The sequence below is a fragment of the Variovorax sp. 22077 genome, assembly GCF_052044195.1.
GTDB classification, from domain to species: domain Bacteria; phylum Pseudomonadota; class Gammaproteobacteria; order Burkholderiales; family Burkholderiaceae_C; genus Variovorax; species Variovorax atrisoli.
The window spans coordinates 95,401-111,296 of record NZ_JBQEQC010000019.1; the positions used below are offsets into that span (position 1 = coordinate 95,401).

17 protein-coding genes are annotated in these 15,896 nt (G+C 68.8%); 9 read left to right on the forward strand and 8 right to left on the reverse strand.

Annotated elements, in window-relative coordinates:
* The first annotated feature begins 2 nt into the window (after window positions 1-2).
* From nadB to ACTJLF_RS24620, 5 genes are all read left to right on the forward strand, one after another.
* Entirely contained in the window at window positions 3-1,589 is a 1,587-nt protein-coding gene (gene nadB / locus ACTJLF_RS24600; protein ID WP_132753963.1) for an L-aspartate oxidase, read from the forward strand.
* Window positions 1,590-1,657: 68 nt separating this feature from the next.
* Window positions 1,658-2,560, forward strand: a complete 903-nt coding sequence (gene panB / locus ACTJLF_RS24605) for a 3-methyl-2-oxobutanoate hydroxymethyltransferase (RefSeq protein ID WP_132753965.1) — start codon at window positions 1,658-1,660, stop codon at window positions 2,558-2,560.
* A 26-nt stretch (window positions 2,561-2,586) separates the two neighbouring features.
* Window positions 2,587-3,426, forward strand: coding sequence for a pantoate--beta-alanine ligase (panC, locus tag ACTJLF_RS24610; RefSeq protein ID WP_132753967.1), 840 nt, complete (start codon window positions 2,587-2,589; stop codon window positions 3,424-3,426).
* A complete protein-coding gene (queE, locus tag ACTJLF_RS24615) occupies window positions 3,423-4,061 on the forward strand; it encodes a 7-carboxy-7-deazaguanine synthase (protein WP_132753969.1) in 639 nt (212 codons plus the stop codon). Before panC ends, queE begins: the two co-directional genes overlap by 4 nt.
* A 38-nt stretch (window positions 4,062-4,099) precedes the next feature.
* The gene (locus ACTJLF_RS24620) at window positions 4,100-4,462 is read left to right on the forward strand and encodes a 6-pyruvoyl trahydropterin synthase family protein (protein ID WP_019656607.1); all 363 of its coding nucleotides are present in this window, start codon (window positions 4,100-4,102) and stop codon (window positions 4,460-4,462) included.
* Between the two features lie 116 nt (window positions 4,463-4,578).
* Here ACTJLF_RS24620 and nadA read toward each other — a convergent pair whose 3' ends face one another.
* The 6 genes from nadA to ACTJLF_RS24650 all read right to left on the reverse strand — a co-directional run bounded on the left by nadA (window position 4,579) and on the right by ACTJLF_RS24650 (window position 9,083).
* Window positions 4,579-5,700, reverse strand: coding sequence for a quinolinate synthase NadA (gene nadA / locus ACTJLF_RS24625; RefSeq protein WP_132753971.1), 1,122 nt, complete (start codon window positions 5,698-5,700; stop codon window positions 4,579-4,581).
* 7 nt (window positions 5,701-5,707) lie between these two features.
* Window positions 5,708-6,586, reverse strand: coding sequence for a carboxylating nicotinate-nucleotide diphosphorylase (gene nadC / locus ACTJLF_RS24630; RefSeq protein WP_126183074.1), 879 nt, complete (start codon window positions 6,584-6,586; stop codon window positions 5,708-5,710).
* A 25-nt stretch (window positions 6,587-6,611) separates the two neighbouring features.
* Complete coding sequence (locus tag ACTJLF_RS24635; protein ID WP_126183073.1) at window positions 6,612-7,664, reverse strand: NAD(P)H-dependent glycerol-3-phosphate dehydrogenase; 1,053 nt, start codon at window positions 7,662-7,664, stop codon at window positions 6,612-6,614.
* Window positions 7,665-7,699: 35 nt separating this feature from the next.
* Complete coding sequence (gene secB / locus ACTJLF_RS24640) at window positions 7,700-8,164, reverse strand: protein-export chaperone SecB (protein WP_019656603.1); 465 nt, start codon at window positions 8,162-8,164, stop codon at window positions 7,700-7,702.
* Between the two features lie 119 nt (window positions 8,165-8,283).
* Window positions 8,284-8,544: a glutaredoxin 3 gene (gene grxC / locus ACTJLF_RS24645; protein ID WP_126024726.1), complete on the reverse strand. Its 261-nt coding sequence runs from the start codon at window positions 8,542-8,544 to the stop codon at window positions 8,284-8,286.
* A gap of 155 nt (window positions 8,545-8,699) precedes the next feature.
* Window positions 8,700-9,083 carry a rhodanese-like domain-containing protein gene (locus tag ACTJLF_RS24650; RefSeq protein WP_221404345.1) on the reverse strand — a complete coding sequence of 128 codons (384 nt, stop codon included), beginning with the start codon at window positions 9,081-9,083 and terminating at the stop codon, window positions 8,700-8,702.
* A 105-nt stretch (window positions 9,084-9,188) separates the two neighbouring features.
* Here ACTJLF_RS24650 and gpmA point away from each other — a divergent pair, with 105 nt between their 5' ends.
* The 3 genes from gpmA to ACTJLF_RS24665 all read left to right on the forward strand — a co-directional run bounded on the left by gpmA (window position 9,189) and on the right by ACTJLF_RS24665 (window position 12,383).
* Window positions 9,189-9,932: a 2,3-diphosphoglycerate-dependent phosphoglycerate mutase gene (gene gpmA, locus ACTJLF_RS24655; RefSeq protein ID WP_019656600.1), complete on the forward strand. Its 744-nt coding sequence runs from the start codon at window positions 9,189-9,191 to the stop codon at window positions 9,930-9,932.
* 126 nt (window positions 9,933-10,058) lie between these two features.
* Window positions 10,059-11,501 carry a S41 family peptidase gene (locus ACTJLF_RS24660; protein ID WP_026346582.1) on the forward strand — a complete coding sequence of 481 codons (1,443 nt, stop codon included), beginning with the start codon at window positions 10,059-10,061 and terminating at the stop codon, window positions 11,499-11,501.
* A 114-nt stretch (window positions 11,502-11,615) separates the two neighbouring features.
* Complete coding sequence (locus ACTJLF_RS24665; RefSeq protein WP_132799332.1) at window positions 11,616-12,383, forward strand: HesA/MoeB/ThiF family protein; 768 nt, start codon at window positions 11,616-11,618, stop codon at window positions 12,381-12,383.
* On the opposite strand, the gene ACTJLF_RS24670 is transcribed toward ACTJLF_RS24665, so the two are convergent.
* Window positions 12,380-14,422 carry an AsmA family protein gene (locus tag ACTJLF_RS24670; protein ID WP_019656597.1) on the reverse strand — a complete coding sequence of 681 codons (2,043 nt, stop codon included), beginning with the start codon at window positions 14,420-14,422 and terminating at the stop codon, window positions 12,380-12,382. The two genes, ACTJLF_RS24665 and ACTJLF_RS24670, sit on opposite strands and share 4 nt — an antisense overlap.
* A gap of 237 nt (window positions 14,423-14,659) precedes the next feature.
* Between ACTJLF_RS24670 and ACTJLF_RS24675 the strand changes: the two genes are divergently transcribed.
* Complete coding sequence (locus tag ACTJLF_RS24675) at window positions 14,660-15,070, forward strand: response regulator (protein ID WP_026346581.1); 411 nt, start codon at window positions 14,660-14,662, stop codon at window positions 15,068-15,070.
* Between the two features lie 103 nt (window positions 15,071-15,173).
* On the opposite strand, the gene ACTJLF_RS24680 is transcribed toward ACTJLF_RS24675, so the two are convergent.
* Window positions 15,174-15,806: a response regulator gene (locus ACTJLF_RS24680; protein ID WP_019656595.1), complete on the reverse strand. Its 633-nt coding sequence runs from the start codon at window positions 15,804-15,806 to the stop codon at window positions 15,174-15,176.
* Between the last annotated feature and the right edge of the window lie 90 nt (window positions 15,807-15,896).

Here is a 15,896-nt window from a genome sequence, read left to right on the forward strand (position 1 = left end):
CCGTGCGCGACTTCGACGTCCTCATCGTCGGCAGCGGACTGGCCGGCCTTTCCGCCGCGCTGCACCTGGCGCCCACGCACCGCGTGGCCGTTCTGACCAAGCGCGCGCTGAACGATGGCTCCAGCGCCTGGGCGCAGGGCGGCATTGCGGCGGTGCTGGCGGCAGGCGACAGCTTCGATGCGCACGTCGAAGACACGCTGATTGCCGGCGCCGGCCTGTGCGACCCCGAGGCCACGCGCTTCGTGGTGGAGCACGCGCCCGAGGCCATCGGCTGGCTGCGCGAACTGGGCGTGCCTTTCTCCGAAGAGTCCGAGGAGGCTGGCGGCGGCCTGCACCTGACGCGCGAAGGCGGCCACAGCCAGCGGCGCATCGTGCACGTGACCGACGCCACCGGCGCGGCGGTGCAGCAGGTGCTGATCGAGCGCGTGCGGCGCACGCCGAACATCTCGCTCTTCGAGCACCACACGCTGGTCGACCTCATCACCGGCCCGAAGGTCGGGCTCGACGACCCCGCCTGCCTGGGCCTCTACGCGCTCGACGACCATACCGACGAGGTGCTGGCCTTCCGCGCGCCGCACACCATCCTGGCCACGGGCGGCGCGGGCAAGGTGTACCTTTACACGACCAACCCCGACACCGCCACCGGCGACGGCATCGCCGCCGCGTGGCGCGCGGGCTGCCGGGTGTCGAACATGGAGTTCATCCAGTTCCACCCGACCTGCCTGTACCACCCGCACGCGAAGTCCTTCCTGATCAGCGAGGCGGTGCGCGGCGAAGGCGGGCTCTTGAAGCTGCCCGATGGCACGCGCTTCATGCCGAAGCACGACGAGCGCGCCGAGCTCGCGCCGCGCGACGTGGTGGCCCGCGCCATCGACTTCGAGATGAAGAAGCACGGCCTGGACTGCGTCTACCTCGACATCTCGCACCAGCCGGCCGCGTTCCTCAAGGAGCACTTCCCCAACATCCTGGCGCGCTGCCTGGAACTGGGCATCGACATCACGCGCGAGCCGATTCCGGTGGTGCCGGCCGCGCACTACACCTGCGGCGGCGTGCTCAGCGACCTGAGCGGGCGCACCGACATCCCGGGCCTCTACGCCATCGGCGAGACCGCCTGCACCGGCCTGCACGGCGCGAACCGGCTGGCCAGCAACTCGCTGGTCGAATGCATGGTGTTCGCGCGCGCCGCGGCCGGGGCCATCGCCTCGGCGCCCGCGCGCGAGCTCGCCGAACTGCCAGCCTGGGACGACAGCCGCGTCACCGACGCCGACGAAGCCGTGGTCATCTCCCACAACTGGGACGAGCTGCGCCGCTTCATGTGGGACTACGTCGGCATCGTGCGCACCAACAAGCGCCTGGAGCGCGCGAGCCATCGCATCGCGCTGCTGCAGGCCGAGATCCAGGAGTTCTACGCGAACTTCCACGTCACGCGCGACCTGCTCGAGCTGCGCAACCTGGTGCAGGTGGCCGAGCTGATCGTGCGTTCCGCGCAGGCCCGCCACGAAAGCCGCGGCCTGCATTTCAGCCGCGACTACCCCTCGCTCGCCGAGCCCACCGCACCCACGGTGCTGGTGCCTCCGGCAGACCGATAACCCTCACCGTTCGTTTTTCTTCACTCAAGGATGCCCGGCCACCGACGCCCGCAGGGAGAAACCCAACCATGTCGAACACCACGCCCGCCACCGCCGCCACTGAAGCACCGCCGGCCTCGCCCTACGGCACGCTGCCGCCGGCTTCGCCGCCCGCGTCGCGCAAGCCCGTGAGCCTGCCGCGCCTGGCCGACATGCATGCGCGCGGCGAGAAGATCGCGATGCTGACGGCCTACGACGCCACCTTCGCCGCCATGGCCGACGCGGCCGGCGTCGACTGCCTGCTGGTGGGCGATTCGCTCGGCATGGTCTGCCAGGGCCTGAACAGCACGGTGGGCGTGAGCCTGGAGGCCATGCGCTATCACACCGACAGCGTCTCGCGCGGCCTGCGCCGCGTGCAGGGCACGGCCTGGCTCATCGCCGACCTGCCCTTCGGCAGCTACCAGGAGTCGCGCGAACAGGCGCTGCGCAGCGCCACCGTGCTGATGCAGGCCGGCGCGCACATGGTCAAGCTCGAAGGCGGCGGCTGGACCGCCGACACGGTGCGCTTCCTGGTCGAGCGCGGCATTCCGGTGTGCGCCCACCTCGGCCTCACGCCACAGACGGTGCACGCGCTCGGCGGCTACCGCGTGCAGGGCAAGGGCGACACGGCCGGCGCGCTGCTGAAGCAGCAGGCCCACGAGCTGCAGGGCGCGGGCGCCGCGATGCTGGTGCTCGAGATGGTTCCGGCCGCGCTGGCCGCCGAGCTCACCGGCGAGTTGAAGCACTGCGCCACCATCGGCATCGGTGCGGGCAAGGCCACCGCCGGACAGGTGCTCGTGCTGCACGACATGCTGGGCATCAACCTCGGGAAGATGCCGAAGTTCGTGCGCAACTTCATGGCCGACGCGCCGGGCGTGCTGCCCGCGCTCAAGGCCTACGTGCAGGCCGTCAAGGACGGCAGCTTCCCCGACGACCGCCTCCACGCCTGGTAGGCAGACAAGGAAAAGGAAACCAACCCATGTACATCGCGCACACCATCGACGACCTGCGCAGCCACCTGGCCGCCTTCAGGCGCCCCGCCTTCGTCCCCACCATGGGCAACCTGCACGACGGCCACCTGGCCCTGGTGAGGCAGGCGAAGCCGCTCGGCGACGTGACCGTGGCCAGCATCTTCGTGAACCGCCTGCAGTTCTTGCCCCACGAAGATTTCGACACCTACCCGCGCACCTGGGAGAGCGACTGCGAGAAGCTGCGCTCGGCCGGCTGCGACGTGCTGTTCGCGCCCGACGAGAAGGCGCTCTATCCCGAGCCCCAGACCTGCAAGGTGCACCCCGACCCGGCGCTGGCCGACATCCTCGAAGGCCACTTCCGCCCCGGCTTCTTCGTCGGCGTGTGCACGGTGGTGATGAAGCTCTTCCAGTGCGTGCAGCCGCGCGCGGCGGTGTTCGGCAAGAAGGACTACCAGCAGCTGATGATGATCCGCCACATGGTCCGGCAGTTCGCGCTGCCGATCGAGATCGTGGGCGGCGAGACCTTCCGCGCCGACGATGGCCTCGCGCTCTCGTCGCGCAACGGCTACCTGAGCGAGAGCGAGCGCGCCGAGGCCGTGCAGCTGTCGAAGGCGCTGAAGGCGATGGCCGAGGCGGTGCGCTCGGGCGAGCGCGACCTGGGTGTCATCGAGGCGCGCGCCATGCAGACGCTGGCCGCGCGCGGCTGGCAGCCCGACTACCTGGTGCTGCGCCGCCGCCGCGACCTGCAGGCGCCCGCCGCCGGCGACGCACTGGTGGCGCTGGCCGCCGCGCGCCTGGGCTCCACGCGCCTGATCGACAACCTCGAGATCGAAACGGCCGCCCCATGACCTACAGCGTCAAGGAAATCTTCTACACGCTGCAGGGCGAAGGCGGACAGGCCGGCATGCCCGCGGTGTTCTGCCGCTTCGCCGGCTGCAACCTCTGGAGCGGCCGCGAGGAAGACCGCGCCAGCGCCGTCTGCCGTTTCTGCGACACCGACTTCGTCGGCACCGACGGCACGCTGGGCGGCAAGTTCAGGACCGCCGACCTGCTCGCCGACACCATCGCCGCCCAATGGCCCGCTGCCGACGCCGACCACCGGCTGGTGGTGCTGACCGGCGGCGAGCCGCTGCTGCAGGTGGACGCTGCGCTGGTCGACGCGCTGCACGCGCGCCGCTTCCGCATCGCGGTCGAGAGCAACGGCACGGTCGAGGCGCCGGAGGGCATCGACTGGCTGTGCATCAGCCCCAAGGCCGGCGCGCAATGGGTGCAGCGGCTCGGCCAGGAGCTCAAGCTGGTGTGGCCGCAGCAGGGCATCGACCTCGACGCCATGGCGCGCACCGGCGAGTTCACGCACCGCTTCCTGCAGCCCATGGACGGACCCGACCGCGTCGCGAACACCGAGCTGTGCATCGCGGAATGCATGAAGCAGCCCGTGTGGCGGCTCAGCGTGCAGACGCACAAGATCACCGGCATCCGCTGAGGCGGGCGCCGCTTTTTTCCCGAGTTTCTCTTTCGACAATGCGATTCACCATCAGCCAACGCTTTTTCTTCGACGCCGCCCACACGCTCAAGCGCGAGATCGAAGTGGAAGGCAGCCGCCGTATCCACGGACACACCTATCACGCGGAGGTGTGGCTCACGGGCGAGCGCGACCCGGTGACGGGGATGGTGATCGACCTGGGGCTGCTGCGCCGCCGGCTGGAGGATGTGCGCGAGCAGCTCGATCATCACCTGCTGGACGACGTGGCGGGGCTGCACCCGCCGACGCTGGAGAACCTTTGCGTGTTCATCGCCGATGCGCTGCCGGACCTGCGGGCCTCGCTTGCGCGCGTGAAGGTGTGGCGGGAGGCGCTGGGGGACAGCTGTACCGTCGATTTCTAGGTTTTTATCCCTCCCCCGCTGGGGGAGGGCCGGGGTGGGGGCACGCGGCGCCACCATCGAGCGCTCTGCCTGCCCCATCCCAACCTTCCCCCAGCGGGGGAAGGAGCGAAGCGGGGTCAGGCCGCGCCGATGCCCGCCACCAGGCTCCCCGGCGCCTGGCCGTTCTTCAGCCCGGCCGTGAACGCCAGCATCCGATCGATCGGCACCCGCGCCCGCAGCCCCAGCGCCGGATCGACGTGGATTTCCCCCGCGCCCGTCTCCAGGGCATTCGCAAGCTCCACCAGCCCGTTCATCGCCATCCACGGGCAATGCGCGCAGCTCTTGCAGGTGCCGCCGTTGCCGGCCGTCGGCGCCTCGATGAAGACCTTGCCGGGGTTCAGCGTGCGCAGCTTGTGCAGCATGCCGCTGTCGGTCGCGACGATGAACTCCTTGGCGTCCATGCGCTGCGCCGCGTTCAGGATGGCCGAGGTGGAACCCACCGCGTCGGCCAGCGCGATCACGTCCGAGGGCGACTCGGGGTGCACCAGCACCTTGGCCTTCGGGTGCTCCTTCATGAGCAGCTCGAGCTCCAGCGCCTTGAACTCGTCGTGCACGATGCAGGCGCCGTTCCAGCTGACCATGTCGGCGCCGGTCTGGCGGCGGATGTAGTCGCCCAGGTGGCGATCGGGCCCCCAGAGGATTTTCTGCCCCGCCGCATGCAGCGCGTTCACCACGTCGAGCGCGCAGCTGGAGGTGACCAGCCAGTCGGCGCGCGCCTTCACGGCTGCGCTGGTGTTGGCGTAGACGACCACGGTGCGGTCGGGATGCTGGTCGCAGAAGGCGCTGAACTGGTCGACCGGGCAGCCCAGGTCGAGCGAGCAGTTCGCGTCGAGGTCGGGCATCAGCACGCGCTTGTCGGGCGAGAGGATCTTCGAGGTCTCGCCCATGAAGCGCACGCCCGACACCACCAGCGTCTGCGCGGCGTGGTCGCGGCCGAAGCGCGCCATTTCGAGCGAATCGCTCACGATGCCGCCGGTTTCCTCGGCGAGGTCCTGCAGGTCGGGGTGCACGTAGAAGTGCGACACCATCACCGCATTGCGCTCGCGCAGCAGGCGGCGGATGCGCTCCTTCAGCGCAATGCGCTCGTCGGGCGATGGCTCGGGCGGCACGCGCGCCCAGGCGTGGCGGGTGTCGCAGACGGCGCCGGCCCTGGTTTCGGCGGGCTGCTCGTAGTCGACGTCGATGACCGTGGACGACATGGGCGGATCAGCCTTCCTGGAAACGCATCGAGTAGTCGATCGCCTTGACGTCCTTGGTCAGGGCCCCGACGGAAATCCGGTCGACGCCGGTTTCGGCCAGGGCGCGCAGGCCGTCCAGCGTGACGCCGCCGGAGATCTCGAGCACTGCCTTGCGGTCTTCGCCGGCCTCGTCGTTGATGCGCACGGCCTCTCGCAGCGTGGGCAGGTCCATGTTGTCGAGCAGCACCATGCGCGCCCCGGCGTCGAGCGCCTCGCGCAGCTGGGCCAGCGTCTCGACCTCGACCTCGACGAACTCCGCCTTCGCGGCGGCAGGCGCCACCGCACGCAGGGCCGCCGCCACGCCGCCGGCTGCGGCGATGTGGTTTTCCTTGATGAGCACCGCGTCGTACAGGCCGATGCGGTGGTTCAGGCCGCCGCCGGTGCGCACGGCGTATTTCTGCGCAAGCCGCAGGCCGGGAATGGTCTTGCGGGTGTCGACGATGCGCGCGCGGGTGCCGCGCACGGCGTCGGCGTAGAGGGCGGTCTTGGTGGCGACGGCGCTCAGCAACTGCAGGAAGTTGAGCGAGGTGCGCTCCGCCGTCAGCAGCGCGCGGGCCGAGCCTTCGATCTCGAGCACGGTCTGGCCGGCCTCGCAACGCTCGCCCTCGGCGCACAGCCACTGGATGCGCACCTGCGGATCGAGCTGCCGCAGCGTGGCCTCGACCCACGGGGCGCCGCACACGACGGCGGCTTCGCGCGCCAGCACGCGGGCGCGGGCGCTGCGGGCCGGATCGACCAGCGAGGCGGTGAGGTCGCCGTCGGCGACGTCTTCCTGCAATGCGCGGGTGGCATCTGACAGGGCCAGCGCGGCCACAGCCGACGCTGAAAAATCAAAGCGAAGGCTCATGGCTCTCTTTGTCTCTGCGTTTTTCTCAGGAGGATTGACGAGGGGAAGCGGCGGCGCCCGCTTGCTGGAGCTGCACCGATTCGGGCACCGGCTCGCGGCCGACGAGGGCAGCCACGGCGTCCTGCGGGCTCACGCGGCCGTCGAGCAGCGCGACCACGCCTTCGGCGATGGGCATCTCGATGCCGAGGCCCCGGGCGCGCTGCACCACGGTGCGGGCGCAGTAGACGCCCTCGGCCACGTGGCCGAGCGAATCGACGGCCTGCGCCAGCGTGCGGCCCTGCGCGAGCAGCAGGCCGACCTTGCGGTTGCGCGACAGGTCGCCGGTGGAAGTAAGGACCAGGTCGCCCAGGCCCGAAAGGCCCATGAAGGTCTCGGCGCGCGCGCCCAGCGCGAGGCCGAAGCGCGTCATTTCGGCAAGGCCGCGGGTGATGAGCGCTGCCCGGGCGTTCAGGCCCAGCGCGAGGCCGTCGCACAGCCCGGTGGCGATGGCCAGCACGTTCTTGACCGCGCCGCCCACCTCCACGCCGACGATGTCCTCGTTGGCGTAGACGCGCAGCGCGGGGCCGTGGAAGGCGTCGACGAGCATGTCACGCACGGCGGCGTGCGGGCTGGCGGCCACCAGCGCGGTCGGCCGCCCTTCGGCGACCTCCTGCGCGAAGCTGGGGCCGCTAAGCACGCCCGCTCTCAATTCAGGAGCAACCTGGGCCCAGATCTCGTGGGCCAGCAGGCCGAAGGATGCGGGGGACGACGTGTCGAGCGCGGGCTCGACGCCCTTGCACAGCCACGCCACCGCGGCGCTGGTGCCGCGCAGCGCAACGAGCTGCGCACGCAGGGCCGCCATGGGGGTTGCCACGATGACGAGGTCGGCGCCGGCCTGCGCCTGGCCGATGTCGCCGGCGCGCACGGCCAGCGAGGCCGGCAGGGCCAGCCCGGGCAGGTAGCGGGAGTTCTCTCGCGCAGCCGACATGGCGTCGGCCTGGGCGGCATCGCGCGCCCAGAGCGTGACTTCGTGGCGGGCCGCCGCATTGACGGCGACCGCCGTGCCCCAGGCGCCGGCGCCATGAACGCAGATCTTCATCGGCGTTAGTGGCTGCTACGGCTGCAGTGCCGCGATTACTGTGCCAGCGAGGGCGCGGCCTGGCCGGCGGCCTGGGCCTGCTGCTGCTCGTACATGGCCTGGAAGTTGATCTCGGCCAGGTGCACGGGCGGGAAGCCGCCGCGCTGGATCACGTCGGCCACGTTGCCGCGCAGGTACGGGTAGACGATCTGCGGGCAGGCGATGCCGAGGATGGCGCCCATCTGCTCTTCGGGCAGGTTGCGGATCTCGAAGATGCCGGCCTGCTTGGCCTCGACCAGGAACACGGTCTTGTCGCCGATCTTGGTCTGCACGGTGGCGGCCACGGTGATCTCGAAGATGCCTTCGGCCACGGGCTGGGCGTCCACGCCGAGCTGGATGTCGACGGTGGGCTGCTCCTGCTCCAGCAGGATCGCGGGCGAATTGGGCTGCTCGAGCGACAGGTCCTTGAGGTAGACGCGCTGGATCTGGAACACGGGATCTTGGGCTTGCTGGTCGGCCATGGCTGAACTTTCGAGGATCAAAACAATGCCCGCCGGGGAGGGGCTCCCGCAGCGGGCTGCAGATGAGTGAACTGGCGATTATGGCCCGGCCGGAAGACGGCTCCGGGGCAGGGCCGGATTCAGGCGCCCTGCAGCAGCGGAACCAGGCCGCCGCGGCTGTCGAGCGCCATCAGGTCGTCGCAGCCGCCCACGTGGGTGTCGCCGATGAAGATCTGGGGCACCGTGCGGCGCTGGGTGATCTCCATCATGGTGTTGCGGGCCTGGGGGTCGGTGTCGATGCGGATCTCCTCGATCTGCTCGACGCCCTTGGATTTCAGGATCTGTTTCGCGCGGATGCAGTAAGGGCAAACGGCGGTGGTGTACATCTTGACGGCTTGCATGCGCTCTACCTTGGGGAAAGTTTCATTTATTCAACTCGCCCACCGGCCCTTGGGGGAACGCCGCGGAACCGGCTTGGCCGGAACGCATACGTTGCCCCCGGCAGGGGGTTGGCACAGCGCCACGAAGTGCGCAAAGCCTTGGGACGAGTCGATATTCAGGCTTTTTCGACAGGCAGGTTAGCGTCTTTCCAGGCTTTCAGCCCGCCGGACACCGCTTGGGCCTGTTCGTAGCCCAGCTTCTTGGCCACGGCCACCGCACGCTGGGCGCGGGCACCGGTGGCGCACACCAGCAGCAGCGGCACGTTCTTGTTCTTGACCGCGCCGGCGAGCTTTTCCTCGAGCTGGTTCAGGGGAACGTTCTTGGCGCCGATCATGTGGCCGGTGGCGAACTCCTCGGGCTCGCGCACGTCGACCAGCACCGCGCGCTCGCGGTTGATGAGCTGCACGGCGCCCTGTGCCGTGAGTGTTCCGCCGCCCGCCCCCCGCACCAGCGGCCAGGCCAGCATGGCGCCCGAGCTGAGCGCGATCAGGATCAGCATCCAGTTCGCGGTGACGAATTCGATCAATTTCACGGGGGTTCCTTGAATGGCAAACCGGGGATTTTAGAATGCGGGGTTTCGCAAGCGCAGCCAAAGGCCTCCCACATGCACAAACTGGTATTGATCCGTCACGGCGAATCGACCTGGAATCTCGAAAACCGCTTCACCGGATGGACCGACGTCGACCTGACCGAAACCGGCGTCGAACAGGCCAAGCAGGCCGGCCGGCTGCTCAAGGCCGAGGGCTACGACTTCGACGTCGCCTACACGAGCGTCCTCAAGCGCGCCACCCGCACCCTCTGGCACACCCTCGACGAACTCGACCGCACCTGGCTTCCCGTGGTGCATTCCTGGCGCCTGAACGAGCGCCACTACGGCGGCCTGCAGGGCCTGAACAAGGCCGAGACCGCCAAGAAATACGGCGACGAGCAGGTGCTGATCTGGCGCCGCAGCTACAACACGCCCCCCCCGCCGCTGGAAGCCGACGATCCGCGCAGCGAGCGCGGCGACGTGCGCTACGCCAAGCTCTCGCCCGAGCAGATCCCGCTGACCGAGTGCCTGAAGGACACGGTGGCGCGCGTGCTGCCCTTCTGGAACGAATCGATGGCGCCGGCCATCCGCACCGGCCGCCGGCTGGTGGTGGCGGCCCACGGCAACTCGATCCGCGCGCTGGTGAAGTACCTCGACGGCATCTCCGACGACGACATCGTCGGGCTGAACATCCCCAACGGCATCCCGCTGGTGTACGAGCTCGACGACGACCTCAAGCCCCTGCGCCACTACTACCTCGGCGATGCCGCGGCCGCCGAGAAGGCTGCCGCCGCGGTGGCATCGCAGGGCAAGGGCTGACAAGGCCCGCCAGGAGCGCCCAGAAAAAGCCCCGTCCGGCGCTCCACCCGTGGAACCCCGGCAAACAATTTGCTTCCAAGCTGTGTATATTGGACTGACAGCCGCCGACAAGGACAACCACTCATGATGGGCCAGAAACTCAAGATCACCGGCTGGGTCGCCGCCGGCGCCGTTGCAGGCGTCCTGACCACCGTCTCGCTGCAGACCGTCGCGCGCGGCTCGCTCGCGCCCCTGCCGCTCGAGGAATTGCAGCAGCTCGCCGCCGTCTTCGGAATGGTCAAGAGCGACTACGTGGAGCCGGTCGACGAGAAGAAGCTCATCTCCGACGCCATCTCCGGCATGGTCGCCGGCCTCGACCCCCACTCCCAGTACTTCGACAAGAAGTCCTTCAAGGAATTCAGGGAAGGCACCACGGGCCGATTCGTCGGCGTGGGCATCGAGATTTCCCAGGAAGACGGCCTCATCAAGGTCGTCTCGCCCATCGAGGGCTCCCCCGCCTTCCGCGCGGGCCTCAAGCCCAACGACCTGATCACCAAGATCGACGACACCGCCGTGCGCGGCCTGTCGCTGAACGAGGCGGTCAAGCGCATGCGCGGCGAAGCCAACACCAAGGTGCTGCTGACCATCTTCCGCAAGGACGAGAGCCGCACCTTCCCCGTGACCATCACGCGCGAGGAAATCCGCACGCAGTCGGTCCGCGGCAAGATCATCGAGCCGGGCTACGGCTGGATCCGCCTGTCGCAGTTCCAGGAACGCACCGTCGACGACTTCGTCAAGAAGATCGACGAGATGTACAAGGAAGACCCGAACCTCAAGGGTCTGGTGCTCGACCTGCGCAACGACCCGGGCGGCCTGCTCGACGCGGCCGTGGCGGTGTCGTCGGCCTTCCTGCCCGAGAACGTCACCGTGGTGACCACCGACGGCCAGCTGGCCGAGAGCAAGGCGGTCTACAAGGCTGCGCCGGAGTTCTACCAGCGCCGCTCGGGTAGCGACCCGCTGCGCAGCCTGCCGGCCGCGCTCAAGACGGTGCCGCTGGTGGTGCTCGTGAACGAAGGCTCGGCATCGGCCAGCGAGATCGTCGCCGGCGCGCTGCAGGACCACAAGCGCGCCACCATCATGGGCAGCCAGACCTTCGGCAAGGGCTCGGTGCAAACGGTTCGCCCGCTCGGCCCCGACACCGGCCTGAAGATCACCACTGCGCGCTACTACACGCCCAGCGGCACCTCGATCCAGGCCAAGGGCATCGTGCCGAACGTGCTGGTCGACGAAAGCGCCGAGGGCAGCCCCTTCGCCGCCCTGCGCATGCGCGAGGCCGACCTCGAGAAGCACCTGGCCAGCGGCCAGGGTCCCGAGGTCAAGGACCCGGAACGCGAGAAGGCCCGTGACGAGGCCCGCAAGCGCCTCGAGGAAGAGGCCAAGAAGCCGCCGCAGGACCGCAAGGTGCCTGAATTCGGCTCCGACAAGGACTTCCCGCTCGTGCAGGCGCTCAACCGCCTGAAGGGCCAGCCGGTGCTCGTGAGCAAGACGCAGGTCATCGTCGACAACAAGGAAGAGAAGAAGGAGAACTGAGCCGGGCAAGTCGGTTCAGTTCAGGAGTACCGCGGCACCGGCCTCGCCGGGCCGCCGGTATCGACCCCGGCAGGGGTGGGCGGCCGCACCGAGCGGGCCGGCCTGGGGGCGAGCATGAATGATCACCAGCTGCTGCGCTATTCGCGCCACATCCTCCTCGAAGAGTTCGGCATCGACGGGCAGGCCCGCGTCAGTGCCGGGCGCGTCCTGGTCATAGGCGCCGGCGGGCTGGGCTCGCCGGTTGCCCTTTACCTCGCGGCCGCGGGCGTGGGCCGCATCGTGCTGGTCGACGACGACGAGGTCGATCTCACCAACCTGCAGCGGCAGGTCGCCCATACGCATGCACGCGTCGGCCTGCCAAAGGTCGAATCCGCGGCGCAGGCCATGCGCGACATCAACCCCGAGATCTCCATCGAAACCCATGCGCTGCGCGCGGACGAGGCGCTGCTGTCTCGCCTCGTGGCCGAGGCCGACGTGGTGGTCGATTGCTGCGACAACTTCGCGACCCGCCAGGCCGTCAACCGCGCCTGCGTGGCGCATGCCAGGCCGCTGGTGGCGGGCGCGGCGATCCGCTTCGACGGCCAGCTGAGCGTCTACGACACCCGCGACGCAGCCTCGCCCTGCTACGCCTGCCTGTTTCCGCCGGAGGCGAGCTTCGAGGAAACCCGCTGCGCGGTGCTCGGCGTGTTCGGCCCGGTGGTGGGCACCATCGGCACGCTGCAGGCCAGCGAGGCGCTGAAGCTGCTGGCCGGCATCGGCCCGTCGCTGGCCGGGAGGCTGCTGATGTTCGACGGGCGCAGCACCTCCTTCGACACGCTGCGCGTGGCGCGCGACCCGCACTGCAGCGTCTGTGCGCAGCGCACGGCTCCGCCTTCCGCCTAGTTCTTCTGCTTCGCGCCCTTCGCGCGGGCTGCGCCGGTCGCGGCGGCGCCTGCCGTGGGCTTGTTCGCCTGCGCGATCACGCCCTTGCAGTCCGAATCCTCGCCGGGCCCCGTCTCGATGGTCGCGGCCAGCGCGAGCAGCGGATTGACCGCCCCCAGCGCCAGCGCAGCCAGCCCGCGTCCGGCCAGCGGCCCGACTTCCAGTCCGCCCTTGGGATCGCCGAATGTGCCGCTCACCACCAGCGGGGTGCGGATCGAGAGGATGTTCTTGCTCTTGGGCTCCGGACGGATCACGAAATCCAGCCCCTCCGTCGCCAGGTTGGCCTGGCCTGTGGCGATAAAGACGGCGTTGGTGGTGTCCACCACCAGGGTGCGGCCGGTCATCAGGCCCTTGTTGACGTCGAAGGCCAGGGCCGCGCAGCGCAGCTCCACGTTGCGGTCGCCGCGCAGGATGAACTTGATGATGTCGCCGCCCACCAGGGTCGCGAACACCGGCAGCAGGTTGCCGAACTGCCCGCGCCCCGAGATGACCGCCACGTCGCCCGAGACGCCTCCCAGCCAGTTGGCGACGGTGCTGCCCGAACCCGAGAGATTGATGCGCCCGTCCAGCCGCCCCACGCTGTTGCCGGTGGTCTCCAGCTTCGGGAAGAGGCGCGCGAGCTGCATGGCGCGGGCGTCGAGCGAGGCGCGGATGTCGGCGGGGTTCTTCGAGCCGTCGATTCGGATCGCGCCGGCCAGCGTGCCGCCGGCCACGCCCAGGTCGAGCGGATCGAGGGTGAGCACGCCCTCGTTCAGCTTCACCTGCACGCTGCCGCGCTCCAGCGGCACGTCTCGCACGTTGCGGATGCGATCGGCCGTGTACTTCACGTCGGCATTCATGGCGCGCAGGCGCTCGAAGTCCAGCGGTGCCGTGGGCAGCACCTTGCCGCCGGGCCGCCTGACCTGGGTAACGGTGGGCGGCGGCGCGACGCCCTCCACCGTGGCGGCGGTGCGCGCCGTAGGCGGCAGGCCGATCAGCGGGCCGAGGTCGTCCATGTCCATCACCTTGGAGCGAAGGTCGCCCGCCAGGTGCGGCAGCTTGCCCGACTGGTCGAAACGCATGTCGCCCGCGATGTCGGACAGGCCCAGGCGCCCCTGCAGCCCGCTGGCCTTCCAGAGCTTGCCGCTCTTGTCGAGCTTGCCGCTGAGGGCGTAAGGCGAGGTCTGCGGCAGCGCAATGCCCAGCAGCGGGAACAGCGCGCCCAGCGTCTGGCCCTTGATCTCGAACTTCGCGTCGATGCCGTCCAGGTCGGACAGGCGGGCGACGGTGCCGGCCGCCTTCAGCTGCGTCTGGCCGGCGGCAGCCCGGATCTCCAGCGGAAACGGCGGCGCGTTCGAGGCCTCGATCTGCAGCACGTTGCCGGTTCGCCCGCTGGCTGTCAGCGGCTGGCCCTTGTAGCGGCCCTTGATGCGGTAGTCGAGGGGCATCTCGCCGCGGCTGCTGTCGTAGTTCAGGTCGGCGTGCAGGTCGACACCCAGGTGCTTGGCGAGGAAATCGACCGCGCCGCTGTCGATCTGCACCTGTCCGATGGTCGGCACGGTGCCGCCTTCGGAGCTGTCCTTGCCTTCTTTGCCCAGCGACCAGGTGCGGCGGCCGTCAGCTTCCATCTGCAGGCCCACAGTCGGGGAGGAAAGCGCCAGCCTGGGAATGATGATGCTGCGCGAGATCAGCGGCCAGAGGCGGATGTCGAAGTCGGCCCGCTCCGCCTTCACCAGATAAGGATCACGCGCCCACGAGGGATTGGCGAACTCGATGCCGTCGAGCCTGACGGTGGCCTGCCGCCACCCGAGCCCCACGTCCAGCCGTCGGGTGATCTCGAACTTGCGCCCGGTCTTCTCGCTGACGTAGCGGTTGACCGGCTCGCGAAGCACGTCCCATGGGAAGAAGGCGAGCACCACGGCCAGCACCGCGAACAGCAGCACCAGGCTCGCCAGCAGCTTCTGCCAGAGCGGCAGGCCGCGCAGGCGACCCCCTTTCATCGGTGCGTTCGTCGTTGCCATGAGGCTCTTGTAACCCATGTGGAAGCCCCGCCGCGGTCGGCCGCCGACCGCAGACATCGTGAGGTATTGCCTACTGAGCTGGCCGAGCGTCCCATGCGTCGGAACCCACCTACAGCCTCCCACCGCCGAAGCTTGCATGATGCGGATGGGAGAAGCAGCAAAGTCCTTCCGCAGGCACTTGACGCCGACGGGGGCGCGCTTATGCGTCTGCCATCCTCAGAGGAAGAGTGGTTGGGCATGGATTCAAGATTGCAGACTTATGTTGTCGAAGACAACCTCACGATCCGTGAAAACCTCATTGGCACGCTGGAAGAACTCACCTGCAGTACCGTTGTCGGATTCGCGGAAACAGAGAGCGGTGCGCGCGCATGGCTGCTCGGCCACGACGGCGAATGGGACCTGCTCGTCGTCGACCTCTTCCTCAAGCAGGGCAGCGGTCTGGGCGTGCTGCAGGCCTGCCAGGCCCGCAGGCCGGATCAGAAGGTGGTCGTGCTCAGCAACTATGCGACGCCCGACATCCGCAGGCGCTGCGCGGAATTCGGGGTCGACGCGGTGTTCGACAAGTCGAACGAGATCGAGGCCCTGGTGGAGTTCTGCCTTCTGCAGGCACGCAACCGGGTTGCGCACTCCTCGTCCGAAGCGGGCTGAGGAAAGAAAAGACGACGTGGACGAAGAAAGACTGGAAGAAGGAGCGCAGGAAAGACCGGAAGAGGAAATCGACCCGGCCCCCTTCCCCGCCCCATGGCCGATCTCAATCGATCAGCTTGTTCTTCAGCGCGTAGTAGGTGAGGTCGCTGTTGGAGGAGAGGTTCATCTTCTCCATCAGGCGCGTGCGGTAGGTGCTCACGGTCTTGACCGACAGCGACAGCGTCTTGGCGATGTCGCCGGCCGTCTCGCCCTTGGCGAGCTTGAGGAACACCTGGAATTCGCGCTCGGAGAGCTGCTCGTGCGGCGCGGCGTCGTCCTTTCGGTCGAGCTGGCGGGCCAGCAGTTCGGCCACCGCGGGGGTGATGTAGCGCCGGCCCAGGGCGATGGTGCGGATCGCGTTGACGATCTCGATGGGGTCGCATTCCTTGTTGAGGTAGCCGCTCGCGCCCTGACGGATCAGGTTCATCGCGTAGTGCTCCTCGGGGTAGCCGCTCAGGATCAGGATGCCGACGTCCGGCGCCTTGGCGCGGATCATGGCGAGCGCATCGATACCGCTCTGTCCGGGCATCGAAAGGTCCATGACCAGCACGTCCAGCTCCGTGGTGCGCACCAGTTCGATGGCTTCACGGCCGCTGGCAGCCTCGCCCGCCACGCGCAGGTCCACGTGCTCGGAGAAGAACTGCCGGAGGCCCGATCGCACGATGGCGTGGTCGTCCACAATTCCGATTTTGATCATCTGTTACTTTCGTCGTTGTGTTGCGCAGGCGAGGGTCGCAACATGCCAGGTCCCTGATTGTTGTCAATTATTCACGAACTTGCGCCACAA

Bases quoted from the DNA above. Each gene is read 5' to 3' on its own strand.
- nadC (WP_126183074.1), bottom strand. From the start codon at position 6,586: ATGAGCCTTCGCTTTGATTTTTCAGCGTCGGCTGTGGCCGCGCTGGCC.
- panB (WP_132753965.1), top strand. From the start codon at position 1,658: ATGTCGAACACCACGCCCGCCACCGCCGCCACTGAAGCACCGCCGGCC.
- ACTJLF_RS24665 (WP_132799332.1), top strand. From the start codon at position 11,616: ATGAATGATCACCAGCTGCTGCGCTATTCGCGCCACATCCTCCTCGAA.
- ACTJLF_RS24650 (WP_221404345.1), bottom strand. From the start codon at position 9,083: ATGCTGATCCTGATCGCGCTCAGCTCGGGCGCCATGCTGGCCTGGCCG.
- ACTJLF_RS24635 (WP_126183073.1), bottom strand. From the start codon at position 7,664: ATGAAGATCTGCGTTCATGGCGCCGGCGCCTGGGGCACGGCGGTCGCC.
- ACTJLF_RS24620 (WP_019656607.1), top strand. From the start codon at position 4,100: ATGCGATTCACCATCAGCCAACGCTTTTTCTTCGACGCCGCCCACACG.
- secB (WP_019656603.1), bottom strand. From the start codon at position 8,164: ATGGCCGACCAGCAAGCCCAAGATCCCGTGTTCCAGATCCAGCGCGTC.
- ACTJLF_RS24675 (WP_026346581.1), top strand. From the start codon at position 14,660: ATGGATTCAAGATTGCAGACTTATGTTGTCGAAGACAACCTCACGATC.
- ACTJLF_RS24670 (WP_019656597.1), bottom strand. From the start codon at position 14,422: ATGGCAACGACGAACGCACCGATGAAAGGGGGTCGCCTGCGCGGCCTG.
- grxC (WP_126024726.1), bottom strand. From the start codon at position 8,544: ATGCAAGCCGTCAAGATGTACACCACCGCCGTTTGCCCTTACTGCATC.
- panC (WP_132753967.1), top strand. From the start codon at position 2,587: ATGTACATCGCGCACACCATCGACGACCTGCGCAGCCACCTGGCCGCC.
- nadA (WP_132753971.1), bottom strand. From the start codon at position 5,700: ATGTCGTCCACGGTCATCGACGTCGACTACGAGCAGCCCGCCGAAACC.
- ACTJLF_RS24660 (WP_026346582.1), top strand. From the start codon at position 10,059: ATGGGCCAGAAACTCAAGATCACCGGCTGGGTCGCCGCCGGCGCCGTT.
- ACTJLF_RS24680 (WP_019656595.1), bottom strand. From the start codon at position 15,806: ATGATCAAAATCGGAATTGTGGACGACCACGCCATCGTGCGATCGGGC.
- queE (WP_132753969.1), top strand. From the start codon at position 3,423: ATGACCTACAGCGTCAAGGAAATCTTCTACACGCTGCAGGGCGAAGGC.
- gpmA (WP_019656600.1), top strand. From the start codon at position 9,189: ATGCACAAACTGGTATTGATCCGTCACGGCGAATCGACCTGGAATCTC.